Raw genomic sequence first — 25,537 nt, 5'->3', positions numbered from 1 at the left:
TAAGGGTGGGGGTGTCTCTTACAAGGGCGATACGTGACCGAGAGCGACAACCAGCCAATCCTGGAGCGTCTGCGACCGAAACGGTCGCGCCGGCTCGGCTTGTCTGGAAAGCTGCTGCTGTTGACCATTCCGCTGGTGATGATCGCGGAAGTGCTGATCTACGTGCCGGCGATCGCCAATTTCTGGACCAACCGGCTCAACGACCGCCTGGCGGCCGCCAATACCGCTGCGCTGGTGCTCGACGCCGCACCGTCCGGCATGGTGCCGGATTCGCTGGCGCGGCAGATCCTCACCTCCATCAACGCGCGCGGCGTCGCCATCAAGATGGGCCAGCAGCGCCGTCTGCTCGCGAGCGCCGACCTGCCCGCCTCGATCGACCACGACTTCGACATGCGCGACATGACGGCGTGGTCGTCGATCGTGAATTCGCTGACGATGATGACGGAGACCGGCGATCACACCATGCGGGTGATCGGGCCGGCGCCGGGCCGGGCCCAGTTCATCGAGGTGGTCACCGACGAGAAGCCGCTGCGCAAGGCGATGTACCGGTTCTCGCGCAACCTGCTCGGCGTGTCGCTGCTGCTGGCGGTGCTGACCGCGGCGCTGGTCTATCTTGCTCTGCATTTCCTGTTCGTGCGGCCGATGCGGCGCCTCACCGCGAGCCTCGTCGGCTTCCACGAAAATCCGGAGAGCGTGGCGCGAATCATCGTGCCGAGCCAGCGTTCCGACGAGATCGGCGTCGCCGAGCGCGAGCTCGCCGACATGCAGCGCGACCTCGTCTCGATGCTGCATCAGAAGAGCCGGCTCGCCGCGCTCGGCCTCGCCGTGTCCAAGATCAACCACGACCTGCGCAACCTCCTGGCCTCGTCGCAGCTGCTGTCGGACCAGCTCGCCAGCGTGCCCGATCCGCGGGTGCAGCGCTTCGCGCCGAAGCTGATGCGCTCGCTGGAGCGCGCCATCGCGTTCTGCCAGTCGACCTTGTCCTACGGCAAGGTGCAGGAGCCGGCGCCGGACCGCCGCATGGTGGTGGTCGAGCCCGTCGTCGCGGAGGTGCGGGAGACCGCCGGCCTGTCGCCGGATGCCTCGATCACCTGGATCGCGGCGATCGAGCGCGGGCTGAAGATCGATGCCGATCCCGACCAGTTGTTCCGCGTGCTGCTCAACCTGGTGCGCAATGCCGCCCAGGCCCTGGACAGTCTCGCGGCGGATGCCGGCGTGCGCCAGATCCGCATCACTGGCCGCCGCGAGGGCGGGGTGGCGATCCTGGAGGTCTCGGACACGGGTCCCGGTGTCCCGGCGAAGGTGCGAGAGCACCTGTTCGAGGCCTTCCGCGGTGCCGGTCGTCCGGGCGGCTCGGGGCTGGGCCTTGCGATCGCGGCCGAATTGGTCCGGGCCCATGATGGCGACATCCAACTGGTCGAAGGGACCCTGGGGGCCACCTTCCGAATCACGATCCCTGACCGCCCTGTCGAGCTGCAGACCTTCTGGACCGAGCGCGCCAGCGCCTGAACCGGACCGGCCCACCTGCCATTCCGGCGGGCGATGCCGCAGGCGTCGAGCCCGGAACTCCCGTTGTGTCGGAACGAAGCCCGTCCGCTCCGGCCATGCCGAACCGCGCCGGCGCGTCTGCGGAAAAATGGTCGCAAAATGTCCCGCTCCAGCCTTGCCAAGCGGTCTCCGAGCCGTTAGTCAGAGGCCCTTCGCGAGGCCTGCCGGCGTTTGCCGCTCCGGCCTTCCGGGATCCGGCCCCTGGCCCGGAGCCTGCCAAATGCGAAAAACGCGCCCGTAGCTCAGCTGGATAGAGCATCAGACTACGAATCTGAGGGTCGGACGTTCGAATCGTTCCGGGCGCGCCATTTGCCGATGATCCACACCACGTTCAGTTCGCACGTCCATCGCTTCCGATCGATGCGTCGATCGGCGGGACTCGGGTGCGCAGGAGAACAATCGTGAGTCGCTTCTGGTCAGAGCTCGTTCATGGGCTGTCGCCCTATGTGCCCGGCGAGCAGCCGCAGATCCCGGGCCTGGTCAAGCTCAACACCAATGAGAGCCCGTTCGGACCCTCGCCCAAGGCGATCGAGGCCATACGGGCGGCCGCTGCCGACACCTTGCGGCTCTATCCGGATCCGCAGGCAACGCAGCTGCGCGAGGCGCTCGCGGCCTATCACAAGGTCTCACCGGAGCAGGTGTTCGTCGGCAACGGCTCGGACGAGGTGCTCGCGCATGCCTTCGCGGCGCTCCTGAAGCAACCCGCGCCGCTGCTGTTCCCCGACGTGACCTACAGCTTCTATCCCGTGTATTGTCGCCTGCTCGGCATCGACTACACGACCGTTCCGCTCAATGCCGAGATGCGCGTGCGTATCGACGATTATGTCGGTCGCCCCGGCCCGGTGATCATCGCCAATCCGAACGCACCGACGGGCATCGCGCTGCCGAGCGCCGAGATCGCGCGACTCGCGGCGGCGCGTCGCGACGCGGCCGTCGTCATCGACGAGGCCTATGTCGATTTCGGCGCCGAGACCGCGATTCCCTTGATCCGTGACTACCCCAACCTGCTGGTGGTGCAGACGATGTCGAAATCGCGCGCGCTCGCAGGACTCCGCGTCGGCTACGCGATCGGCGATGCCGCGCTGATCGAGGGCCTGACGCGGGTCAAGGACAGCTTCAACTCCTACCCGCTCGGCCGGCCCGCCCAGGCCGGCGCGATCGCCGCGATTGAGGACGAGGCGCACTTCCAGCAGGCGCGCTCGGTCATCATGAAGAACCGCGCCGACCTCACCGCTGCGCTGGTTCGGCTCGGCTTCGAGGTGCTGCCGTCCAGCGCCAATTTCGTCTTCGCCCGGCATCCGGACCATTCCGGCCAGGCGCTGTCCGCAGCCTTGCGCCAGCGCGCAGTGCTCGTCCGCCATTTCACCGCCCCGCGGATCGCGAACTATCTGCGCATCACGATCGGCTCGGAGACGGAGCTTGCGCGGCTGACGGACGCGCTGCGCGAGGTGCTGGCGAAGAACGGTTGAGGGCCGTGGCTGAGACGACGATCGGTCGGAGCGGATCCGCCACGGCCGGCACACTCTGCGACGTCTGGATGCCCTTGCTCCAAGACATCAGGCCCGAAGCGCGCGCAATCTCCAGCAGCCGGGACACCTGCACGTGAATGTCCGCCGTCACGTCGCGGTCGAGCCTGTCGCGCCAGCGCGCAGGAATGGCCGCCAGCGCGCGTTCCTCGACGTCAGGCGCGTCATGCGGAGCCTGCTCACACATAGTCGACGCTCACGCGGTAGTCGCCGCCGATCACGAGGTATTCGCCTTCGCCCTTCAGCGCATGTGACGACAGCAGGCCGTTGAAGAACACGATCTTGCTGACGGGAATCCTCGCGGTGAGAATCATGTCGCCGAAGCAGCCCGCAGTGTCGCGGTCGGAGGAGAACGAGACGAGGTTGTTGAGCCGGACCACCGCCTCGCGCCGTGTCGTTCGCTCCACGATCCAATGCTCGTCGAACGAATTGACGCCGCGATGCAGCGTCAGATGCGTCTCGTCCGGAAAGGCGAAGCGGCGGATCGCCCATTGGCAGAATTCGAACAGCAGATCGAGTTGCACCCAGATCGCATTGTTGTGGAAGCGGCTCGACATCTTCTCCTGGACATAGGTCGTCCAGGCCCGGCTTGCCACGCGTTCGATGATCTCCTTGTGGTAGGACGGACCGAGGCCGAACCGGCTCTCGACCCAGCCCTTGAGCACGGCGCCTTCCGGGCCGTTGCTGTCGAAGCCCCAGCCCTGGATCAGCCGCAGGAAGGACGAGCGGAAGCGCCGCTGGCCGCCGGACGTCGCGGCGCGTTGCTCGGGATCGAGGCCGAACATCGCCATCATGTAGGTGGTGAAGGCTTCGCCGGCTTCGGCGAGATGTTCGGCCTGATCGAGCATCGTGAACAGGCTGGGGTTCATCTCCGTGACGCCCCAGATGTGCAGCGGCACGGCGCTGTCGTTGAAGGCACAGCTCGCCAGCCACGCGGAGGGACGCCCGACGAGATTGGTCGAATGGCCGATGCCGCGGTGGGCGCGCTGTGCTGCGTCGTTCATGGCCGGCATGATGCCGTGTGGCAGGCCGAGAGCGCAATCCTCGTGGAGTCGTCGAGGAGCATCAGCCAGATGACCAGCAATCCGCCGGCCAAACCGACCACGGGCAGGACCGCATAGCGCCCGAGTTGCAGGATGCAGATGAGAACCAGGCGCTTCATTCACACGCCCGAGACGCCGTCCTCCGGCCGCACCAGCTTGATGTCCTGCGCTGCGGCCCACGACCAGATGTCCTGGCGCTTCAGCGCGGTTGCCATCAACTCCGGAAACTGGTGCGGCGTGCAGGCGAACACCGGGCAGCCGAGCGAGGCCAGGATTGCGGCATGCTTGCCGTCATAGGCCGGACGGCCGTCGTCGTTGAGCGCCAGCAGCACGATCAGGTTCACGCCCGACGAGACCAGCGCCTTGGCGCGGGCCAGCATCTGCTCGGCGATGCCGCCCTCGATGAGATCGCTGATCAGCACCATGTGCGTCCGCGCCGGCTCGCGGACCAGGCGCTCGCAATAGGCCAGCGCCTGATTGATGTCGGTGCCGCCGCCGAGCTGCACCGAGAACAGCACCTCGACCGGATCGGCCAGCTCCTCGGTGAGGTCGATGATGTTGGTGTCGAACACCACGAGCTTCATCGCGATCGCCGGGATCGAGGCCAGCACCGCGGCGAAGATCGAGGAGTAGACGACGGAGGTGCCCATCGAGCCCGACTGGTCGACGCAGAGGATCACCTCCTCCAGATTGGTCCGGCGCGCGGCGCGCGCGTGCCCGATCAATGTCTCCGGCACGATGGTGCGATGCTCGGCCTGCCAGTGGCGCAGATTCCTGCCGATCGTGCGCGGCCAGTCGATGTCGCCGGCGCGCGGCCGGCGGGTGAGGCGGCGGCGGTCGACCGCGCCCCGGATCGTCTCGGTGGTGCGGGCGTCGAGCTTTTCCATCAGCTCCTTCACCACCTTGGCGACGACCTGGCGCGCCGTCGCCTTGGTCTTCTCCGGCATCACCGCGCGCAGCGCCATCAGGTCGGCGACGAGATGCACGTCGGCTTCGAGGGCGGCGAGGAACTCCGGCTGCAGCAGCATCTCCTTCAGGCCGAGCCGCTCGAACGCGTCCTTCTGGATTACCTGCACGACCGGCGCGGGAAAGAACTCCCTGATGTCGCCGAGCCAGCTCGCCACGCGCGGCGCCGAGCCGCCGAGGCCGCCACGTCGGCCCCCGCCGCGCTTGCCGCCGGAGCCGGCGTCATAGAGTCCGGCCAGCGCCGCATCGAGCCGCCGATCGCGATCGGACAGGCCGGCCTGGTCGTCGCCGCCGAGCACGAGGCGCCAGCGGCGGTTGCGCTCGGCAGCAGCGTCGTCGCTCATCGATTAGCCTCCTTGATCGGCCGGTCGGCGCCCAGGATGGTCAACAGCAAGGGCAGAGCCGCATCGAAGCCGGCAGCGCTGGCCGACAGCGCTGCGAGCGGCTGCAGCGGACTCGCATCTGAAGTGGAAGCGACGGCCAGCGGCCGCTGCCTGGCCAGCTCGTCGAGCAGGCGCCGCCGCTCGTTGCGGTCGAAGCTCGCGAAGGCACGGCGCATCACCGGCAGCAGGTTGTTGAACGCCTCGTCGTCGATCGCAGCCAGCCAGCCGTCGATGATCCGGCGCAGCATCTGGTCGTGCAGCAGCACCTGGCCGCTCTGGCCGAGAAACCCGTCGAGCCAGTCGCCGGCCTCCAGGGTCGGCACGCTGTGGGAGAGCGCGCGCGACAGTGCCAGCGCGGCCTGCTCCGGTGAGACGATGCCCTGATCGTACAGCAGGCGGCCCGCCAGGCCCTTCACCAGCGGATGCGCTGCCGCATCGGCGGCGACATGCAGCAGCGTGCGGCTCCAGCCGTCGCGCAGGCCGCGATCCTCGATCAGCCCGATCGCGACGTCGAGCCGCGCCAGCCTGCCGCGCAGATCGGCGGCGACGTCGGCCTGCAGGTTGCGGCAGGCATAGACGAGGCCGGCACAGATCGCCTCGACGAGGCTGGTCACCAGCAGGCGCAGCGCCTCGGTCGGCAGCGCCCGCGCGGTGCCGTAGCGCAGGATTTCGGCGAGCGGCGGCACGGCCTCGGTGAGGTCGGCAACGTCGCTGGTCGCAGCCGAGCGCTGTTGCAGCAGCACGATCGTCGTTTCGGCCGCCTCGCTCAGACCCGCTTCGAGACAGCCGCGCACGAGGTCCGCGACGGTGTTCAACGAGGTCGCCGCCTGCGCGTGGGTGACGGCGGCGTTGCCTGCGGCCTGCGCGACGGTCGTGCCGTGCACCAGCGCCTCGACCAGACGCACCGAGAATTCCGGCTCCCAGCGCAGCCGCCAGTTCTCGCGAAAGGTGCCGCGGCTCTGTCCCGATCCCTGCAACCGTCCCCACGGCACCTGGATCAGCGCGAGGCGATGCAGGAGCTGCGACTTGGCAAGCCCAGCCTCGCTGCGCAGGTCGAGCGCCATGTCGGTGTCGAGCGCCTCGGGCTTCAGCTTCAGCTTGCGCTGCCAGCGCGCGAGATCGGCGGCGAGCGGCATCTGCGGCACGCTGTCGTCGATCTCGCCGACACGTTGCCCGATGATGAGCTGCTGGTCGATCAGGCGGAACGGCGCCGTCTCGCCTTCGCAAAGCGTGGCAAGGCTCGCCTCGCGCATCTCGGCCAGTCCCGGCAAAGCGACGTCGCGCAACGCGGCCAGCGTGATCGCCAGTCGCGACGCCTCGATCACGGAGGCCGTCGATGCCGGCCGGCCATTCCGGCGCAACAGTTCGGCGACGCGCGCCTGCCAGCGGGTCGTGAAGCCGGTAGCGTCGAGCGCGGCGATCTGACCGTGCTGCAATCCTTGCCAGAGATGCGCGTACCAGCCGGGCGAGATCACGCCGGCGCCATAGCCGGAGCTCGCGGCGAGCCGCGTCTCGGTCCAGGGCACCCACGTCGCGGTCACCTTGATCTGCGGCAATCCCTTCAGCAATGCGCGATCATCCTTCAGCGCGACCTTCTTGCGCAGCGCCGGCACGTGCCAGGCGCCGCAGATAACGGCGACCGTGCCGTCCTGCGCGCTCAGCGCCGCTGCGATTTCCAGGCGCATGTGCGCTTCGCGGCGCAGCTCGCGGCGGGCTTCATCGGCCGGCTGATAGGGCAGGGGATCGATCGTCTCGCGCAACGCCGCGATGGCAGCTTCCAGCGCCGCAAAGATCTCCGGTCCATGCGTGCCCTGCTCGACGATCGCGTTCCACCAGGACTCGCTGTCGTCATAGCCGGCGAGCGTCGCGAGATAGGCCAGCGGATCGCGCCGGATCTGTGCCAGCTCCGGATCGGTGGCCTCGGGCTGCTCCTGCGCAGCCGCGTTGGCGTCCTCCGGCGTGGCCTTGCCTTCATCGCTCTCCGGCTTCGCCGCCTTGGCCCGTTCGGCCAGCCGATGCGATGCCGGCAGATCGATGAAGCGGACCGGTCGCTGCTTCGCCAGCGCCCAGCGGATCGCCTGCCATTCCGGCGAGAACACCGCGAACGGAAAGAAGCTGGCGTTGCTCGCATCGTCCTGCGCATGCACCAGCAAGGCGATGGGCGGCACCATCGCCGGCGAGGCGGCGAAGGAGATCAGCTCATCGGCATCCGGCGGTCCCTCGACCAGCACGACCGCGGGATCGGCGGCGTCGAGCGCCGCCAGCACGGCGCGCGCCGAGCCCGGCCCGTGATGCCGGATGCCCAGGAGGTGCAGGCGATCGGGCGAAGCTGCGGCCACGTCACATCACTTCGCGCATAGCGCCGTAGAGATCGGCCCAGGGCTTGCGCTCGCGCACCACTGTTTCAAGATATTCCTGCAGCACGACCTTGTCCTGCACCGGGTCCTTGACGATCGCGCCGACCAGGTTGGCGGCCATGCTCTGCGCATCGATCACGCCGGAGCCGAAATGGCCGGCCTCCGCCCAGGCGCCGATCGTCACCGCGATGGCCTCCGCCGTCGAGAGCGAGCCGGACGGCGACTTCAGCTTGAGCCGGCCGTCGAGCGTCTGGCCGTCGCGCAGCTCGCGGAACACCGTGACGATGCGCATGATCTCCTGGTGGGCCGGCGCGATTGTCGGCAGCTCCAGCCCGCCGCCGATCTCGCCGACCCGCTTGGTGACGATCTTCACCTCCTCATCCAGGTCGGCGGGCAGCGGCAGCACCACGACATTGAAGCGCCGCTTCAGCGCCGAGGACAATTCATTGACGCCCTTGTCGCGCGCATTCGCCGTCGCGATCATGTTGAAGCCGCGCCGGGCGTGCACGGCGTCGTTGATCTCCGCGATCGGCATCAGCTTCTCCGACAGCACCGTGATCAGCGTGTCCTGCACGTCCGACGGCATGCGCGTCAGCTCCTCGAAGCGCACGATACGTCCCGCCTCCATCGCGCGCATCAGGGGCGTCGCCACCATGGCTTCGCGCGACGGGCCCTTGGCGAGCAGCAACGCGTAGTTCCAGCCGTAGCGGATCTGGTTCTCGTCGGTGCCGGCCGTGCATTGCACGATCAGCTCGGACGAGCCGGAGATCGCGGCGGCGAGATGTTCGGAGACCCACGATTTCGCGGTGCCGGGCACGCCCAGGATCAGCAGCGCGCGATCGGTCGCGAGCGTCGCCACGGCGGTCTCGATCAGCCGGCGGTTGCCGATATATTTCGGCGTGATCTCGACCCCTGATTTGGTGCGGCCGCCCATCAGATAGGTCACGACCGCCTGCGGCGACAGCCGCCACTGTGCCGGCCGCGCCCGCGTGTCCTCTTGCGCCAGCGCCTCGAGCTCGTGGGCATGCAATGCTTCCGCGGAGCGGCGCAACTGGCCGTCGGTCGGGCTCGCATCGGCATTTGTCATGGGTGTGCTCCCGGACATTTTGATTGCGCGTTACGTCGGCAACGCGAGAACGAGGTCGGCGAAATCCTTGGCCGCCCGCGCGGTGGCGGGGGACAGCGGCGTGAGCGTGGCGATGAAGGTGGGCATCGTCGCGCGCGGCATCAGCGCAGCCATGAGCACCAGCCGGCCGTCGTCCTTCTGCGCCGCCGGCGTCGTCGCGTCGGCGAGGTCCTGGATCGCCTTCTGCCAGACTTGCGACCCAAGCACGCGTTCGGCGACCTCCGCTGCGAGCGGCTGGCGTGCCTTCGCCGCGAGCGACATCAGCGCATATCCGTGCAGCGCGTCGCCGCCGCAGAGGCGCGCGCCGATGATGCGCAGCACGGTGTTGTCGTCGCCCTCGGCTGCGGCGGCATCCGTCAACAGCATGAGCACGCGGTGCTCGGATGGCGGCAGTGCGGCGATCAGCGCCTCGGGCGACACGCCGACCGCCCCGGCGAGAGCGGTCAGTTGCAGTCCGCCGAACAGCCGCTCGCGCAACGCCTCGGCCTCCTGCCATTTCAGGCCGTCGGCCGGCAGCTTGAAGGTCACTGTCGATGCCGAGCCGAGGCCGATCTTGGCGAGGAACGAGCCCGCGCGCTGGAAGCACTGCGCGGCCTCGGTCAGCCGGGTGCCGCGCTGGGCGCGTTCGGCGATGCGCGTGAGGAGCTGTGCGGCGATCTGCTTGATGCTGTCGGCGCGATCGGCACTCAGGCTCTCCAGAAACGGCTGGTCGTCGGGGCCGAGGCCGACCATCAGCGCATCGAGCAGCGCAGCGCGGACCGGCGCGGGCTCGCTCTTCCACACCGATTCGATCAGCGCGCGGCCGTCGGCAGGATTGTTGCGGCGCTGCTCCGCGACGAAGGCGCGGCGCTGCGCCTTTGGGAAGGTGGTCCAGTTCTCCAGGGTGATGCGTTCGAAGAACAGGCCCTTCGTCGCATCGTCATCGGCGTCGGAGGCGATCAGCGCCAGATAGGCGCGCTCGGCGAGGCCCTGGTCCTCGGCGTTGGCCTTGATGTGCGGCACGAGATCCGGCAAATCGAACGGATGCGGCCGGCAGCCCGCGGCCTGGATCCGGCGCAGCGCGAGCGGCAACGCGCTCGGCGCGAGCGACTTCTCGACGCTGCGCGTCAAGGCCTTGAGCGCGCGCCGCGCCGGTTCGGGCAGGATGGGCCGCGCGTCCTGGTGCAGCCGCAGGGCGGCATCCGCCAGGGGATCGGCGACAGGCGCCGTCGCGCCGGCAAAGCGCTGCCATTGCGCCGCCAGCGCCAGCAGCGGCAGCGCCGGCTCGCGTCCTTGCGGCAACAGCTCGGCGATCGCAGGCGGGGTCGTCAAGGGCTGCCGCGCCAGGCCAAGCAGGAAGGATTGGCGCAGGCGGGCATGGCTCTGGGGATCGATTGCGCTCGCCATCGTCAGCCCTCTTGATGCCAGCGGCCGAGCGCCGTTTCGGCGGCGAGCACCTGCGCAACGCGGCCGTCCCACAGACACAGCAGCGACAGGTCGTCGAGGCCGAGCAGCGGGGTCAGCTGGTCGAACTGGCTGCGTTCCACCGCGATCGCATCTCCGGCCTTGTCGGTGATGGCGAGCGCGCCCTTGCCGGCGGTGTGGAGCGTGACGCCCGCAAGCAGCAGCGGCCAGCGATCGAGCCACGGCAGGGCGGCGAGCCGCGCGGTGTAGTCCTGCAGCGCTGGTGCGAGCCCCGGCAGCGGCCGCGGCCAGGTCGCGGTCGCCGCCGTCTTGCGGCTCGCCAGCAGCCCGCGCAACGGCGCGGCGGACGGATAGAACACGACCTCGCCGTCGATGGTCTCCCCGGGCGCGAACGGAAATCCGGCGCCGCCGCCGGACACCGGCACGAAATCGACCAGCACCGCGGCGCGCGGCTGGCTGAGGTCATCGCCAGTGTTGACGAGCCATGTCTCGAGCCTGCGCAGCTTGTCCGGCTGCACCTCGGACAGGTTGGCGGCAACGATCCACACGCTGCTTGCGCGCGGCGCCGCGGCGTCCGCCAGCAGCTCCTCGCGGCGCGGCGACCAGCCGACCGCGCGTCGGACATCCTCGCGCAGCGGCGCCGGCAGGCGGTCCTGATGCCGGTAGGCCGAGGCGATCAAGGTCATCGTGCCGAGCTGCTCGATGGCGAGATCGGCGCGGCGATCCTCGCGGACACGAAACAGTTCGGACGAGAGCTGATCGAGCCGCGCAGCGAGGCCGCCGGCCTTGGCATCGACCAGCCGTGTCGACAGCGTGCGCGCGGCGGATGCGGCGCGGGTAGCGAAATCGGCAAGCCCCTGGTTGAGCTGATCCGCGATCCAGCGCTCCAGTTCGTCGAGCCCGGCGAGGATCGCGGCCTCGCGCTCGGCCCTGATGCGCTGGCGTTGCGCCTCGGCGCGCGCGGCAGCCTTTGGATCGGCGGGAGCAATCGTCGCGGTCTCTGCCAGCGCAGCATCGAGCGAAGGCGGCGCGCCCGCATCATCGCCCTCCGGCTTCGGCTTGCCCGGCGCGCGGCCGCTCGAGCCGCGCCGCCGCGCGCTCCAGTCGTCGACCCATTGCGGCGGGCTGGTGGTCTCGAACCGCTCCGGCTTGTCGACCCGCAGCCACAGCACCGCCAGCACATGTTTGCAGGGAAACTTGCGGCTGGGGCAGGTGCATTTGTAGCCGCTGCCTTCGGCTGCCGTGACCACGCGATACGGTGTCGCGCCGGAGCCCTGGCATTCGCCCCACAGCACCTCGGCATCGCTGCTCGCGGCGAGCACCGGCCAGTTCGCCGGCTTCACCAGCTTCAGCGCTGCGGCGAGTGAGGCCTGATCAGGCGCCAGCCCTTCGATTCGTTCGCGTGTCAGAGACACCCACTCTCCCAACCGGCTGATCGCGCGATGCCGCACTCCCTAGCAGATGGCGACGGAGCCACACAACAATTCAAGCGCGACGCCTGCCGATTTCCTTTCGCGTCGCACGGAACTGGGCGAACTGTGCAACGCTCGGCTTGTCACGCGCACGTCGGCGGAATTGCGCAATTTCCTGGGCGCGCATGCGGCGGACGTCGATGCTTCCGACGCTGTAGCTCAAACGGAACGACATCGCCGCTGCGCAGGCGAAACAGTTGGCGTGTGAAGGGCAGTAGCGCGCTGCCTGGCTCGTCGTCGTCCATCACGTCGAAGCCGGCTGTTCAAACGCGCGGGAATTGTTCCCGGTCATGCACTGATGAGATGCCCGGATCGTCTGCGTCGGACTGTAATCCTGCGGTAAGGCGCGTGACGCTAACTCCGAAGCGTCCTTACGACCGACATCACATCGGTTTCGCCATCGACAGCGGGTCATGATGAGCCAATGCTCGCCGTCTCTCGATGTGATGCCCGATCGGAAAGACATTGGAGCGGCGTCGCAGCCCTGAAGCCCGACCAGATCAGGTCGGCTCCGTCCCGCCTGCGGCACCTTCCATCATGAGCTGGCGCCGCATGGCTTCGAACGTCGTCGGAGTCCAGTGAGTGGGCCGTTCGGTTTGTGTCCCAGCCCCACACGTCCGAACGGCCTGCCATGATGGACCTGGCGTCACGCTCGCGCTCACACTCTCGCTGCGCCGTTTGTAATGATGCTGTAAGCCGCAGCCACGAGTCTCCCGCAACGACGGCTGAGCCGATCGCAAGGAGAACCCAATGAAACGAATTTGCGCGCTCATGATCGGGGCCTCGACCATCGCGGGCACGATCGCCACGCCGGCCAACGCCGGCGGAAATCGCGGAGCGGCGGTCGCCGCCGGCGTCGTCGGCGGTCTGGCGATCGGAGCCCTGATCGGGTCTGCGGCAACCGCCCGTTCCGCGCCGACCTATGTCGACAGCTACGAGGACTATCCGCCGCCCCGGGTCGTCTATCGTGGTCACCGCGTCTATGAGTATGACGCGGACTACGGCAACTATGGCGACGGCTATCTGTCCGGCTACCGCGACGGCTATTCCGACGGCTCCTGGGACAACGACTGAGACCGCCGCCCGAGCATACGATGCGAGGCCCCGCCGATGCGGGGCCTTGCTTTTTATCTGTATGCTCGGATCCGTTGACGCTGTTGCGCGTCCTTCGTTGCGTCAGCCCTATGGTTCGCTCGGCCGTGTCACCAGGAAGGCCACCACCGTTCGTGTGCAACCCGTCCAGCCGAGCAGCCGCGCCTGCACCGTGAACTCACGCCTGACGTAGTTGCCGGATCGGGCGGCCGCCGCTTCCGCGGCGCCGATACAATCCGCCTGGTCGCGAAAGCACAGCGAAATCCAGCCTTCGCTGCCAGAGTCCGCACCGGTCTTGTGGGCTGAGATAGGCAGACCGTAAGCGGGATGGTCAGCGCTGTAGAAGGCGGTCGCGAGCGCAAGGCTCTCGGTGCCGCCGACATGCGCGAGCGGTGTTCCTGTCAGATCCCGCCATAGCCGCGTCGCCTCCTGTGCAGTCTGCTGGTAGAAGGTGCGGCCTTCCTCATAGCCGTGCCGGTTGCGGTAGAAGGCGTGCAGCGGCGCCGCGACGATCGCGGCCAGGACGGCGATCCCGGCCGTCAGCACCGCGATGTTGACGGTGTGGAAGCGGGCAATCGGATAGCTTGCGCCGCAGACGACCACCACGACGAACAGGAACAGTCCCTGCAGCGCCCATAGCGATGGCAGGTCGGTCCCCATGATCAGCGCGTTGACGACGGGCAGGCCGACCGTGCCGATGGCGATGTACGACAACAGCCGGAGGCCGTCGTTCAGCGTGGTCATCTCCGTGGCGAAGGACCTGATCCTGGCGCCGGCGACGATCAGCCAGGTGACGGCTGGCACGGCCATCGCGGCTGCGAGCCCCAAGAGGAAGAACAGGGCATCCCGCGACGACGTTGCCAGGGTGGAGCGCGCGTGCATCAGCGCGTGCTGGATGGGCGCGGCGTCATGTCCGACCAGCCAGTCGAGATGCATCGACAGCGCGGCGAGGCCGGCGACCGTGGAGATCCATGGTGAAGCCGACGTGAAATAGGCGCGCCGCTGCGGATGCGCTATGGCGGCGAAGGCAAAACTCATCACCAGGAAGATCGAGTAGTACTTGCCGAGCACGGCGAGTGCGGTCGTCAGGCCCGCGGCGGCAGCCCAGGACGTCGTTCGCGTTTCGAACGCGCGCAGGAAGCAGTAGGTGGCGAGCGGCCACGTCGCCAGCTGCACCGAGTTGGCGTTGAAGCGCTGCGCGTGAAACTGATAGGCCGGCGTCAGCATCAGCAGCAGCAGCACGATCACCCGCTTGTCGCCGCCGACGAAGCGGCGCGAGACGAGATCGACGAACCACAGCGCCAGCGCCGCATTGGTCATCGCCATCAGGTGGAACGACCAGTCGGAAAGCGGGAAGACGGCGGTCCAGGCGCCGGCGATCCAGCCCATCAGCGGCGGATGCTTGTCGTAGCCCCAGGCGAACGTCCGCCCGAACGTCCAGGTCTCGATCACGTCAGGATGCAGGCCGGCACCGGCATAGGCGATCGAAAGATAGACCGTCCACACGGCCACGAAGCACGCCAGCAGCAGCGGCACGGCCCAGCCGGCCTCGATGCCGTCCAGCCAGCGCAGGAATGGACGACGCCAGGCCGCCGGATGACAGTCCGACCGTTCGGCGACGGTCGAGAACGCAAAGTCATAGAACATGTCGATGTCGATCAATGATGAGGCAACGGATGTGACGCGCGATCGACGCCCCCGGCCGATTAGGAATGGCGGATCGCCCGGTATGTCCGGTCGATCATGCGGCAGGCTTCATGCGGGCGAATCCTCGGCGCGTGTTTGAGCGCGCCAGTCTCGGCCAAGACGATTACGAAAGGCTGACGTTACCGGCCTGCCGGCTGATGGAAAATCGGATGTCCGCGGCCTGGCCCGTCATGCGACTGCAATCGCGCCGGCCGAGAAACCGTTCAGCTTGCAATCGGAGATGTCGCGACAGGCGTGCAATCGGCCTTGTCAGAACCAGTCAACTTCGATTGAGCCACGAAAAACAACGGTACCAGAACGCCGCCACGTAATCCTATTGTAATCCGTCAGTAATGATAGGAACAGCCGATTGTCGGTGATGCGGGAGGATGGCGTGCGCGTTCTGGTCGTTGAGGATGATCCCCAGCTCGGGCTCTGGCTGCGGGATGCACTCGCGACGGCGTTCGGCTCGTCGGACATCGTCACGACGCTCGACGAGGCGCGGGCGGCGATCGCGGTGCGCAATTTCGAGCTCGTGGTGATCGACCGCGGTCTTCCGGACGGCGACGGGCTGGCGCTGCTGCCGGATCTGCGGCAGCAGAAGCCGAGCCCCGCGACCGTGGTGCTGACGGCGCTCGACGATCCCGCCGACATCGCACGTGCGCTCGACGAGGGCGCGGACGACTATGTCGCCAAGCCATTTGAGCCTATTGAACTGGTGGCACGGGCGCGGGCGGTGCTGCGCCGTCTATTTCTCGACCGCGGCGCGATGGTCTCGATCGCCAATCTGGGATTCGACATCGTCAACCGTGCGGTCTGCGTCGACGAGGCGCCGATCGTGGTGCCCAGGCGCGAACTTGCGATCCTCGAGGCGCTGGTTCGCCGCAGCGGGCGGGTCGTGCTGCGCGAGACGTTGGAGACCGCAGCCTACGGCTTCGAGGACGAGATCCAGTCGAACGCGATCGAGGCCCATGTGTCGCGGCTGCGGCGCCGCCTCCGCGAAGCCAATTGCAAGGCCACGATCAGGCCGGTGCGCGGCCTTGGCTATCTCCTCAGCGGCGAGTGACGCAGATGAGGTGGCAGAAGCTGAGCCGCATCCGGCGCTCGATCACGCTGCTCTCCGCGACGCTGATTGCGGTCGTCACCACCATCATGCTGATCTGCGCCGCCGCCTTGCTGATCCGCTTCGGCGGCGACGATGACGGCACGTGGGGTGCGGCCGACGTCGCCGACGCGCTGAAGGAGGCCGTGGCCCGCGATGCCGGCGGCCAGCTGATCGTCAAGCAGACGCCCCGCCTCGACACGATCATGCAGGACTTTCCGACGTTCTGGTATGTCGTCTCCGACAAGAGCGGCGAGGTGAGCTATGGGCCGATTCCGAAATGGCGGCCGCACAAGGGGCCGTCCTCGCGGGACGGCACCAGCTTTCTTGCCTATGCGATCGACGGCGAGACGAGGCGCCTGAAACGGATGACGGCGGTCCGGAATACGCCGGTCGGCGAGGTCTGGATCGAGACCGGCGGCGTCGCCTACACGTCGACGCAACTGATGACGGGCACCTTGACCGATGCGACGATCGTCGCGCTCCCGATCATCCTGGTCCTGGTCGCGACGGTGCTGGCGGCGCTGCTGTTCGTGCCGACGCTGATCGCGCGTCCGGTGCGCGCGGTCGCGCGCGCGGCCGAGATGATCGACGGCGTGCCCGACGGCCGAAGGCTGCCCGAGCGCGACGCGCCGGCCGAACTGCTGCCGCTGGTCACCGCCTTCAATCGTGCCCTGACGCGCATCGACCACGCCGCCGAGGCGCAGCGCAACTTCCTGTCCAACGCGGCCCATGAGCTGCGGACGCCGCTGACCAACGCCCGCACCATGCTGGAGGCGGTGCCGGATGCCGGCCTGCGCGCGAAGCTCGTCGGCGAGAACCAGAAGCTGTCGTCGATCGTCACCATGCTGCTGCAACTGGCGCGGATCTCGATGGAGCCGGACGAGCCGGGCGAGATCGACCTGGTCGCGCTGGCGCGGCGCGTCACCGCCGAGCACGTGCCGATGGCGCTGCAGGCCGGGCTCGAGATCGGCTTCGCCGGCTGCGATGCGCCAGTCCGGATCCGCGGCTCGGAGCCCGCGATCGCGGTCGCGCTCTCGAACCTGATCAGGAATGCGGTCGCGCATGCTGGCGCGGGCGGTCCCATCCTGGTCGAGGTCGACTCCGCTGCCCGCCTGCGCGTGATCGATTCGGGGCCCGGCCTGCAATCCGATCAGCCCGAACGCCTGCTGCAGCCGTTCGAGCGCGGCCACGCCCGCGGCGAAGGCATGGGGCTTGGGCTCTCGATCGTGTCGCAGGTCATGGCGACGCATCAGGGCCGCGTCGCGCTGCGCGAGACGCCGGGCGGCGGCACCACGGTCGAGCTGAGCTTCGCGCGCGCCGCGCCTCAGCACGGCGGCGCTGCGAATGCGGCCCTGCCGGCCGTCCGGCGCACGGCCGAGCAGGCGGGATTGCTGCCGCCCTCCTGACGCCGGGACGTCGCTTCCGGCGGTTCGGTGCTCAGCGTGGCTCCCTGCTGCGCTGCCACTTTAGGAAGTCGCTGTAGAGTCTCGCGGCCTCGTCCGGCGACATCCGCGCCTGCGCCTTGCGCTCGTCGAGAAACTTGCGGAATTCGGCCGGGTTGGCGTCCTGGCCCGGCGACTGCATCGCGCGGGCGCCGTCGAGCCATTCCTGCGCCGCCTTGAAGCGGATCATGCCCTGCACCGGCGCCGACAGCACGGTGTCGCGCCATTTCGGATGCCGCGGCGGCGACTGCAGCACCTGGATCTTGCCGAACAGCGCGTCGACGAACCGCGCGGTGCGGCGATAGCGCTCGCTGTTCTCCGGCCAGTTGTAGACCATCAGCACGGTGGAGGCCGCGACCGCGTCGACCTTCGTGCCCGGCGGCACCAGGTTGGGATATTCCTCCGACGAGAACGTCGTCGGCAGATAGATGTCCTGCAGCACGCGGTCATACGGGACCGGCAGCAGATGCAGCCGACCGCCCTCGTTCTTGATGCCCTTGATGATCGGCGCGTCCTTCGACACCGAGGCGATCCAGGCATCGCCCTGGCCGTCGATCAGCTTCTGCAGGCCGCCGGTCGGGTCGGTCTGCGAATCGATGTCGGCCTGGATGCCGAGCCGCCGGAAGATCGTGCGCGCCGCCGGGAGGCCGATCGAGCGCTCGGCGAACACGCGCTTGCCGTTGAGATCAGCGAGCGAGCGGATCTCGCGCCGCGCGATGATGTGAACGTCGTTGTGGAACAGCTTCGCGATGTAGCGCACGCGCTGGGCGATGTCCGGAATGTTGTATTCCGTCTTGACGAATTCCAGCGCGTCGGTGGCGACGAAGCCCATGTCGATGTTCTTCAGCATGACGATGTCGATGAGGTTCTGCGCCGAGCCCTTGCCGAGGATCGGCAGCACGCGCAGGCTCTCGCCATCATCGAGCACCGCCGCCATGTCGGAGCCCATCACCGACATCGGCCCGCCGATCGGCGCGGTGATCACGGTGACGGTGCCGGAGTTCAGCGCCTCGCGGTCCGGCAGCGTGCCCACCGGGGCGCCGGCCGGCGCGCGCTGCGGTGATTGCTGCGCCCGGGCGCTGCCGGTCGGCGCCACGAGGGATGACAGAACCGATGCAAATACGAATGCGCCAACAGCTACGCGCGCGACACGATTCACCGAACGCTTCCTCGATACATTCTAAATTAGAGGTGGACTTAGCAGTTCGATCCCGGCCGAAGTTTGGCCGCGAGGTGACGATCCGCGAAATGCTGCAAAGTCGCCCGGCCCGCTGCACGGCTGTGCTGAAAATGCGGTGCAGGAGCGTGATCGCGTGCGAGGACAGCTGTTGGCAGCGCCCTGTCCTCGATCACAGGCCGTGTCCGGTGGAGAACGACCGTCCTGCGTGCGTGTCGAAACGCCGCACGCCTGGTTGAATGATGACGCTGTTCGTGTGCGCTCACGCGCTCGCCGCGTCGAGCCGCGCGACCTGATCCGCGGTCAGCGCGAGCTGCGTCGCCGCCACGAGGGTGTCGACCTGCTCGGGCCTGGTGGCGCTGGCGATCGGCGCCGTCACCGACGGCTTGGCCAGCAGCCACGCCAGCGCGATCGAGGCCTGCTGCGCTCCGGTCTCCCTCGCGACCGAATCCAGCGCGGCGAGGATGCGCATGCCGCGCTCGTTCAAGTATTTCGGAATGCTGCGCTGGCCGCGCGGGCTCTTGCCGAAATCGGCCTCCGAGCGGTACTTGCCGGTGAGGAAGCCGGCGGCCAGCGAGAAGAAGGTGATGACGCCGACGCCGTTGTCCTCGCAGACGCGCTGCAGCGCGCCTTCGTAGGATGCGCGCTCGGCGAGGCTGTATTCCGGCTGCAGGCTCTCATAGCGCGGCAGGTTGTTCGCCTTGGAGATGTCGAGTGCGGCCTGCAGCCGCTCCGCCGAGAAGTTCGAGGCGCCGATGACCCGCACCTTGCCGGCCTTGATCAGTCTGTCATAGGCCGCCAGCGTCTCCTCCTGCGGCGTCGCCTCGTCGTCCTTGTGCGACTGGTAGAGATCGATCACGTCGGTCTGCAGCCGGCGCAAGCTATCCTCCACCGCGCGCGCGATGTAGTCGGCCTTCAGCCCGACCTTGCCGTCGCCCATGTCCATGCCGACCTTGGTGGCGAGGATGACGCGATCGCGGTTGCCGCGCAGCTTCATCCATTTGCCGATGATGGTCTCGGACTCGCCGCCGGTGTGGCCGGGCACCCAGCGCGAATAGACGTCCGCCGTGTCGAGGAAGTTGAGCCCGGACTCCAGCACCTTGTCGAGCAGGCGGAACGAGGCTGCCTCGTCCACCGTCCAGCCGAACACGTTGCAGCCGAAGCAGAGGGGCGGAACGTTGAGGCCGGACCGGCCGAGCGGGCGCATCTTCATGGGGAGGCTCTCGATGATGATGTTGGATCGATCTGTGGCGGACGCCTGCCGCAGATTGCCGTCATTCGCCGCGCGTGACCAGCGCGGCAGGAGCATGGCGGGGCTTCCCGGCCGCATCCAAACCATGGCGCGGCTGCCGCGAAGAGGGTCCGGCCGCGTCAGACTTTTCACTCACTTGCCGATGATGGTCGCGGCTTGCGAACGCCTCGCAGCTGGAGACGCGGGGGCCGTGATCGAGGAGTCCGTCTGATGAACACGCTGACCTATGACCAGCTCGGGCTGAGCTCGGAGGGCCTGATGATGCCGGACCCGGCCGCGGCGGCGAAGACCACGACCACCAACACGGCCGCGGCCGCCTCGCCGTTCGTGCTGCCGCCCGGCGCGGTGTCGGATCCGGTGGTGCATGCCGACGGCTCCGAGACCGTCGCGGTTCACACCGGCGGTCTGACCTTCAACCTCACCTTCGATGCCGCCGCTGCGGCTGCGCCCGAAAGCTTCCGCGCCGGCGTCGAGCAGGCGGCGGCGATCCTGTCCTCGGCGATCACCGATCAGGCCACGGTGAACCTCGCGATCGATTTCGCCGGCACCGGCGGCGGCGCCGGCGCCAATGTCAGCAACGGCGTGCTCGCCAACTACACGCAGCTCCGAGCCGATCTGCAGGATCACGCGGCGGCCGGGGACACCGTGTTCGACAATCTGCCGACGACCAGGGCGGTGCAGGGCCATTCCCAGGTGTTCGTCGCCAACGCGCAGGCCAAGGTGCTCGGGCTGATCGATCCAAACAACACGACGACGGAGGACGGCTTCGCCATCTTCAACACCGACATCCCGACTCAGTCCCTGGTCGGCGTCGCGCTGCACGAGCTGTCGCATGCGCTCGGGCGCGTACCGTCGCCGGGCAATCTCGACATCTTCGACCTGTTCGATTTCACCAAGCCGGGACAGCATCTGATCAACAACAACATCGCGGCCGGCGCTCCCGCCTATTTCTCGCTCGACGGCGGCGTGACCAAGATCGCCGATTACGGTCAGATGTCCGACCCGGCCGACTTCCTCAACACCGGCATCCAGGGCGCGCGCGATCCCTTGAACGAGTTCTACAACCCCACCACGTCGCAGACGCTGTCGCCGATCGATCTCGTGGTGCTGGAGACGCTCGGCTACAACATCAAGACGCCCGACACGCAGGCGCTGCTGGTCCAGATCCCGCAGGCCGCAGGCGTCGCCGCGCCGGTGCAGACGCCGGCGCAGGCCGCCGCCATCGCCTCGGCGGTGGCGGCCGAGACCGCCGCCAGCCTGACCAAGCTCGGTGACGCCGCAGGCGCTGCGCAGGTGCTGGCGAACGCGCAGGCCGATGCGACCGCGGCCAATGAGAGTGGCAGCACCCATGCCGCCGGCACCATGCACGAGGCCGCAGTCCACGACCCCTATGCCGGCAACTCCCACTACGACTCCATGATGGCCCTGCATCTGCACAGCATCACCGCGAACTGAGAGGCGTGCGGGCGAGCGCCGTCCCCGGGCACGGGCGGCGCAGGCGATCGCTCCGAGACGTCAGGGCACGGACGCCGGCTTGGCCGGGCGCAGGGTGACAACGACGGGAATGGCGAACGCGTAGATGGCGACGACCGACAGCCAGATCGCCCCGGGCCATTGCTCCCTGACGGCGAAGTACAGGCTCGAGAAGCCGAGCGGCGCAACGATCGAGGCGAGGCTGACGGTGGCGGCGAGCACGCCCTGGAACTGGCCCTGTAAATTCTCGTCGACCTGCCGGGTGGCGAGCGACTGCAGGGCCGGCATGCCCATGCCGCCGAGGGCGAACAGCGGCATGGCGCCAAACACCATCCAGCTCTGCCTCGCGAACGCCATGGCCGTGAGAGCCGTGCAGACACAGGTCACCCCGGTCAGGATGGCGCCGCGCTCGGTCAGCAATCTCACCGCCGGACCGGGAAGGAATATCTGGGCCAGCATCTGGCACACGCCGAAGGCGCCGAGCGACAGGCCGATCCAAAGACCGCTCCAGTGGAAGGTGTCGCCACCCCACAGCGCCCAGCAGACGCCATAGGCCTCGCCGGTCGCGCTGAACAGGAAGAAGAGGAGAACCACCGGCAGCAGGCTCTTGACGGCGAGCACCCAGCGCAATGGCCGCAGCGGGTTGAGGACCGCGATCTCGATCCTGCCAGGGTCCGGTGGTCGCGATTCCGGCAGCATCAGCAACGCCAGCAGCGCGTTGCATCCGTTCAACGCCGCCGCCGCGACGAACGGCAGCCGCAGCCAATGGTCGCCGAGCGCGCCGCCGAGCACGGGCCCGATGATGAATCCCATGCCGAACATCGCATTGAGGAGTCCGAAGCGGCGGGCTCGCTCCTCCTCGGCAGAGATGTCAGTGATGTAGGCCGTGGCCACCGAGACGTTTGCGCTGGTGACGCCGGCGATGGCGCGGCCGAGCAGGAGCATCCAGAGATCGGACGCAGCGGCCAGGAACAGGTAGTTGACGATGGCGCCGGTCAGCGAGACCAGCAGCAGCGGGCGCCGGCCGAGCCGATCGCTCAGCGAGCCCAGCACCGGCGCGCAGATGAACTGCATCGCGGCGTAGAGCGCCGTCATGACGCCGAGAAGGGACGCCACGTTGTCGGCGTGCGTCACGTCGTGCAGCAGCGACGGCAGGATCGGAAAGATCAGCCCGATGCCGGCGGCATCGAGCACGATGGTCAGATAGATGACGGCAACAGCCCTGGTCATGGCGCGCTCCGGTCCACGCGAGCCGATGGCGCAGATACGCGCGACCGCTCGCTGGAGCCTGACGATCGGTCAGGCGATTGATGTGTGGGAGACGCTGGGCCGGTCCATGCCAGAACGGCAGATGGACGGCTTGTACTCGGCCGCAGGCAACGGCCGCTTTTCGCGACAGGCGCCGTCTATACGTGACGATCGGGCAGCGCAAGCGGCTTTTTCCGAACGACGATCGGCGCGTTCAATGCATATTCATCGACACGACGCCGGAGCTCTGGTCGGGTGATGGCAGGCAGACGTCGATGGGCTGTCCCGGGGCGTTTCGTGATCCGCTCCAGCAATGCGCCGTATCTTCACTGCACGGCCGGCCGGTCGTCGAGAGCCCCCGTCCTGCCGCGTTGCGGCTGCGCGTCGTCACGCAGGCCCAGCGGTCGGACGTCGCGTTGGATCAACGGGGTGAGCAGGTGCTCGGCGAGATAGAGGGACGCGAGGGGTCGCAGGTGCGCATTGTCGAAGCTCACGAGACCCTCGCGCCGGTTGCGATCGAGATAGATCAGGCAGCCTTCTCGATTGCAGAAGAAGTCATGAAGGCTCTGATACTCGAACGGTTCGTCGGCCTGGAGCTCGTTTCGAAATGCCTTGTCGATGCCGAGCGCATGCTGGTCCAGGTGCGTCGCGATACGTGCCGGCGTGAACTGCCAATAATGCTGCATGACCACCTTGAAGAGGAACGGCTCCCAATGAGGCGCCAGTCCGAGCACGATCACCCGTTTCACGCCGATCCGCTTGATCTCCCGGGATGCTTCGCGCAGGTACTCCGTATCGAAGGAATTGTTGAACGAGATGACCACGACATCGGGAACGACATTCTTGATCGTCGACAGCGCAAATGAGTTGGACATCTCGCAGTAATCCGTCGTCAACTTGGCCAGATCGATCGGGTGTGGACGGCACCCCGACGCATAGACCAGCAGCAGGGACGTATCGGCCGGCAGCGTCTTCCGTAAGCCGTAGAAGAGATGGGCCGAATGAGAGTCGCCCCAGAGCAGCACCGTTCTGCGGGAGTGGCTGGTGTAGCAGTCCGGGCTGATGCCGTCCCGCGGGACGCGCGTGGGAAGCGCGCTCTCGAAGTTGTAGAAGTTGCATTGGTTCTGGTTGATCTCCACCAGCTCTTCCCGGGCCGGCGACACGCCCGTGCGGAACGAATCGAAATAGGCTGCGTAGCTGTTCAGATCGCCCGGCTGAAAGGTCCAGCCGTAGGTCATGGCCAGGGCGCCGATTCCAGCGAGCGTCGCCAGGGCACCGCCGAGCAGTGGGAGCGAGCGCAAGGGCGATTGCCCGAACCGGATTGGACGTTCGAGAAATCGATAGGTGATCCAGGCCAGACCGGCGCTCAGCGCGACGACGCCGCAGCGCAGCGGCGCGGAGCCCGCCTCGCCCATCCAGGCCCGGGTCAGGACGAGCAGGGGCCAGTGCCAGAGATAGAGCGGGTAGCTGATCAGCCCGATTCCGACCAGGACAGGATGCGAAAGAATCCGGCGGGCGACCCAGCTAGACGGTCCGGCGCCGACGAGCATGCAGGTCGCTGCGACAGGCAGCAGTGCCGCCCACCCGGGAAATGGCGTATTTCTCGAAATCAGGATCAGGCTCGCCGCCAACAGGACTATTCCCGACGCCGCGAGCCGATTGGAAATGGGGGATCGATGCCCCGTGTCAGGGACGGCGCCGAGGAGCGGCCTGGTGTATGGCGACGATGCGATCGCCAGCAGACCGCCTGCAAACAGCTCCCATGCGCGCGTGAGCGGGGAGTAGAACGCCTCGGTCGGGCTCGTGCCCATGGCTCTGATGTTCAGCAGAAATGACCCGACGAGCAGCAGCCCCACGAGGTACGGCAAGGCGCGCTTCCTTGTCCGCCAGCACAGCCACAGCAGCAGCGGCCAGAGGATGTAATATTGCTCTTCGATGCCGAGCGACCACAGGTGAAGCAGCGGCTTCGTTTCCGCGGCCAGGTCGAAATAGTTGGCCTCCTTCCAGAACAGCAGGTTCGCGGCAAATCCGGCGCTCGCCGCGACCTGCTTGCCGAGCTCCTTGTATTCGTCGGTGTACAGAAGAATGCACCCGAGCAGGAGGACGGCCAAGAGAACTACGATGAGGGCAGGGAAGATGCGCTTGACACGGCGCGCGTAGAAGGTCCGCAGACGAAATGATCCGTTCGCCAGATCCGCAACGATGATCGAGGTGATCAGGAACCCGGATATGACGAAGAAGATGTCGACTCCGACGAACCCGCCGCGAAGCGCATGCGGAAAGGCGTGGAACACGACGACGGACATCACTGCGACAGCTCTCAGTCCGTCGATCTCCGGCCTGTAGGCCGTGCCGACCACGGGAACCGGTTTCGAGCCGGCCGCTGGCGCATGCATGTGCGCTCTCTCCCCAAAAGAACGTTCGGCTTGCAATGGTCTTGGCTGCCGTCAATTGCGCGAAAATTTCTATTTCACAATTATGACGGATGGCGCGGGCCAAACGCAATCACGAATGAGCGTCGTGAGGAGGTGATCGTGAGGTCGGTCGCGAACGTCGAAGCCGTCCGGGGTGAGCCGGCCCGCGCTCATGATGCCGCGTGGCTATTGTCTGTCTCCCGCAAAACGACGTATGTGAATCCGGTGGCACGATGATCGCTCGGGGCGATGCGATCGATGGCGCAGGGGGATGGACGATGGGGATCAAGGCAGCTCTGCCTGCGGCGGCGATCGCCGTTCTGATGGCCGGTGGATGTGCGATGTCGCCGGAGGGCTTGAATTCGCGCGACGTCGCCGACAGCAGGAGCTTTTCCGAAAGCTATGAGGAGATCTACCGCCGCCTGATCGAGACCGGCAAAAGCTGCAATCCGCCCGTCCGGGTCTTTGGCAATCCGGCCAACCCGGGCGGGGGACAGATCGAAGCCGAAGGCGAGCTGCACCGCGACCGCGGCTTCGCGGAGTTTCGCCTGGTCGCAGGCAGCTATGGGGTCCGGATGAACTACTTCGTCGCGGCGCGCATCGAAAAGTCCGGCTCAGGCTCGCGCGTGACCATCAAGGTCAGCAACCCCCTGGGAGCAGGCCCCTTGAGCAGCCGCATCTACCGCTGGGCCGGTGGAGATACGAGCTGCTAGCTGGGGCGTTTTCGCCGAAATTCGCCTGCGATTGCAGCAGTCGACTCCCGGGCCGTGGACGTCGTTCATCGAAAGCTCGGACAGCTGCGTCGGCTCCAGCTTCATACGAA

General features: G+C 67.5%; 20 protein-coding genes and 1 tRNA gene. 9 read left to right on the top strand and 12 right to left on the bottom strand.

The window, feature by feature from the left end:
* Positions 1 to 33 precede the first annotated feature (33 nt).
* The 3 genes from ACQR2C_RS20105 (at position 34) to hisC (ending at position 3,017) form a co-directional block, all read left to right on the top strand.
* The gene (locus ACQR2C_RS20105; RefSeq protein WP_315715364.1) at positions 34 to 1,509 is read left to right on the top strand and encodes a sensor histidine kinase; all 1,476 of its coding nucleotides are present in this window, start codon (positions 34 to 36) and stop codon (positions 1,507 to 1,509) included.
* Positions 1,510 to 1,779: 270 nt separating this feature from the next.
* Positions 1,780 to 1,856 (top strand) — tRNA-Arg (locus ACQR2C_RS20100).
* Between the two features lie 93 nt (positions 1,857 to 1,949).
* Positions 1,950 to 3,017, top strand: a complete 1,068-nt coding sequence (gene hisC / locus ACQR2C_RS20095; protein ID WP_434873465.1) for a histidinol-phosphate transaminase — start codon at positions 1,950 to 1,952, stop codon at positions 3,015 to 3,017.
* A gap of 236 nt (positions 3,018 to 3,253) precedes the next feature.
* On the opposite strand, the gene ACQR2C_RS20090 is transcribed toward hisC, so the two are convergent.
* From ACQR2C_RS20090 to ACQR2C_RS20060, 7 genes are read right to left on the bottom strand one after another with little or no spacing between them, the layout of a single operon-like run.
* Complete coding sequence (locus ACQR2C_RS20090; protein WP_434881931.1) at positions 3,254 to 4,078, bottom strand: NAD(+)--dinitrogen-reductase ADP-D-ribosyltransferase; 825 nt, start codon at positions 4,076 to 4,078, stop codon at positions 3,254 to 3,256.
* Positions 4,075 to 4,236 (bottom strand): hypothetical protein, encoded by a 162-nt coding sequence (locus tag ACQR2C_RS20085; RefSeq protein ID WP_315800467.1) that lies wholly within the window; start codon positions 4,234 to 4,236, stop codon positions 4,075 to 4,077. The genes ACQR2C_RS20090 and ACQR2C_RS20085 overlap by 4 nt, the downstream gene beginning before the upstream one ends.
* Positions 4,237 to 5,427, bottom strand: a complete 1,191-nt coding sequence (locus ACQR2C_RS20080; protein WP_434881930.1) for a VWA domain-containing protein — start codon at positions 5,425 to 5,427, stop codon at positions 4,237 to 4,239.
* On the bottom strand, positions 5,424 to 7,805 hold the full coding sequence (locus ACQR2C_RS20075; protein WP_434881929.1) for a DUF5682 family protein: 2,382 nt from the start codon (positions 7,803 to 7,805) through the stop codon (positions 5,424 to 5,426). Before ACQR2C_RS20075 ends, ACQR2C_RS20080 begins: the two co-directional genes overlap by 4 nt.
* A 1-nt stretch (position 7,806) precedes the next feature.
* Complete coding sequence (locus ACQR2C_RS20070; protein ID WP_434881928.1) at positions 7,807 to 8,910, bottom strand: ATP-binding protein; 1,104 nt, start codon at positions 8,908 to 8,910, stop codon at positions 7,807 to 7,809.
* 30 nt (positions 8,911 to 8,940) lie between these two features.
* On the bottom strand, positions 8,941 to 10,335 hold the full coding sequence (locus ACQR2C_RS20065; RefSeq protein ID WP_434838500.1) for a DUF5691 domain-containing protein: 1,395 nt from the start codon (positions 10,333 to 10,335) through the stop codon (positions 8,941 to 8,943).
* Between the two features lie 2 nt (positions 10,336 to 10,337).
* Positions 10,338 to 11,768 (bottom strand): SWIM zinc finger family protein, encoded by a 1,431-nt coding sequence (locus ACQR2C_RS20060; RefSeq protein ID WP_434881927.1) that lies wholly within the window; start codon positions 11,766 to 11,768, stop codon positions 10,338 to 10,340.
* An 807-nt stretch (positions 11,769 to 12,575) separates the two neighbouring features.
* Here ACQR2C_RS20060 and ACQR2C_RS20055 point away from each other — a divergent pair.
* Positions 12,576 to 12,899, top strand: coding sequence for a hypothetical protein (locus tag ACQR2C_RS20055; protein WP_434881926.1), 324 nt, complete (start codon positions 12,576 to 12,578; stop codon positions 12,897 to 12,899).
* Between the two features lie 108 nt (positions 12,900 to 13,007).
* Here ACQR2C_RS20055 and ACQR2C_RS20050 read toward each other — a convergent pair whose 3' ends face one another.
* Entirely contained in the window at positions 13,008 to 14,564 is a 1,557-nt protein-coding gene (locus ACQR2C_RS20050) for a glycosyltransferase family 39 protein (protein ID WP_315800460.1), read from the bottom strand.
* A gap of 433 nt (positions 14,565 to 14,997) precedes the next feature.
* Here ACQR2C_RS20050 and ACQR2C_RS20045 point away from each other — a divergent pair, with 433 nt between their 5' ends.
* Both ACQR2C_RS20045 and ACQR2C_RS20040 read left to right on the top strand, forming a co-directional pair.
* Complete coding sequence (locus ACQR2C_RS20045) at positions 14,998 to 15,669, top strand: response regulator transcription factor (protein WP_315800459.1); 672 nt, start codon at positions 14,998 to 15,000, stop codon at positions 15,667 to 15,669.
* 5 nt (positions 15,670 to 15,674) lie between these two features.
* Positions 15,675 to 17,114: a sensor histidine kinase gene (locus ACQR2C_RS20040; RefSeq protein WP_434863972.1), complete on the top strand. Its 1,440-nt coding sequence runs from the start codon at positions 15,675 to 15,677 to the stop codon at positions 17,112 to 17,114.
* 31 nt (positions 17,115 to 17,145) lie between these two features.
* Here ACQR2C_RS20040 and ACQR2C_RS20035 read toward each other — a convergent pair whose 3' ends face one another.
* Positions 17,146 to 18,309, bottom strand: a complete 1,164-nt coding sequence (locus tag ACQR2C_RS20035; RefSeq protein WP_315800457.1) for a TAXI family TRAP transporter solute-binding subunit — start codon at positions 18,307 to 18,309, stop codon at positions 17,146 to 17,148.
* Positions 18,310 to 18,589: 280 nt separating this feature from the next.
* The gene (locus tag ACQR2C_RS20030) at positions 18,590 to 19,540 is read right to left on the bottom strand and encodes an aldo/keto reductase (RefSeq protein WP_434881991.1); all 951 of its coding nucleotides are present in this window, start codon (positions 19,538 to 19,540) and stop codon (positions 18,590 to 18,592) included.
* 249 nt (positions 19,541 to 19,789) lie between these two features.
* On the opposite strand from ACQR2C_RS20030, the gene ACQR2C_RS20025 reads away from it, so the two are divergent.
* Positions 19,790 to 21,034 carry an NF038122 family metalloprotease gene (locus ACQR2C_RS20025; RefSeq protein WP_434881925.1) on the top strand — a complete coding sequence of 415 codons (1,245 nt, stop codon included), beginning with the start codon at positions 19,790 to 19,792 and terminating at the stop codon, positions 21,032 to 21,034.
* Positions 21,035 to 21,094: 60 nt separating this feature from the next.
* Here the strand turns inward: ACQR2C_RS20025 and ACQR2C_RS20020 are convergent, their stop codons facing one another.
* Entirely contained in the window at positions 21,095 to 22,282 is a 1,188-nt protein-coding gene (locus ACQR2C_RS20020) for a TCR/Tet family MFS transporter (RefSeq protein WP_434881924.1), read from the bottom strand.
* Here ACQR2C_RS20020 and ACQR2C_RS20015 point away from each other — a divergent pair.
* Entirely contained in the window at positions 22,260 to 22,559 is a 300-nt protein-coding gene (locus ACQR2C_RS20015) for a hypothetical protein (RefSeq protein WP_434881923.1), read from the top strand. The genes ACQR2C_RS20020 and ACQR2C_RS20015 overlap by 23 nt on opposite strands.
* 67 nt (positions 22,560 to 22,626) lie before the next feature.
* Here the strand turns inward: ACQR2C_RS20015 and ACQR2C_RS20010 are convergent, their stop codons facing one another.
* The gene (locus tag ACQR2C_RS20010; RefSeq protein ID WP_434881922.1) at positions 22,627 to 24,696 is read right to left on the bottom strand and encodes an acyltransferase family protein; all 2,070 of its coding nucleotides are present in this window, start codon (positions 24,694 to 24,696) and stop codon (positions 22,627 to 22,629) included.
* 200 nt (positions 24,697 to 24,896) lie between these two features.
* On the opposite strand from ACQR2C_RS20010, the gene ACQR2C_RS20005 reads away from it, so the two are divergent.
* Positions 24,897 to 25,427: a hypothetical protein gene (locus ACQR2C_RS20005; RefSeq protein ID WP_434881921.1), complete on the top strand. Its 531-nt coding sequence runs from the start codon at positions 24,897 to 24,899 to the stop codon at positions 25,425 to 25,427.
* The last annotated feature ends 110 nt before the right edge of the window (positions 25,428 to 25,537 follow it).

The organism is Bradyrhizobium sp. HKCCYLRH3061 (assembly GCF_051168015.1).
Taxonomy (GTDB): domain Bacteria; phylum Pseudomonadota; class Alphaproteobacteria; order Rhizobiales; family Xanthobacteraceae; genus Bradyrhizobium.
This window is presented reverse-complemented; position numbering and strand designations above follow the sequence as displayed.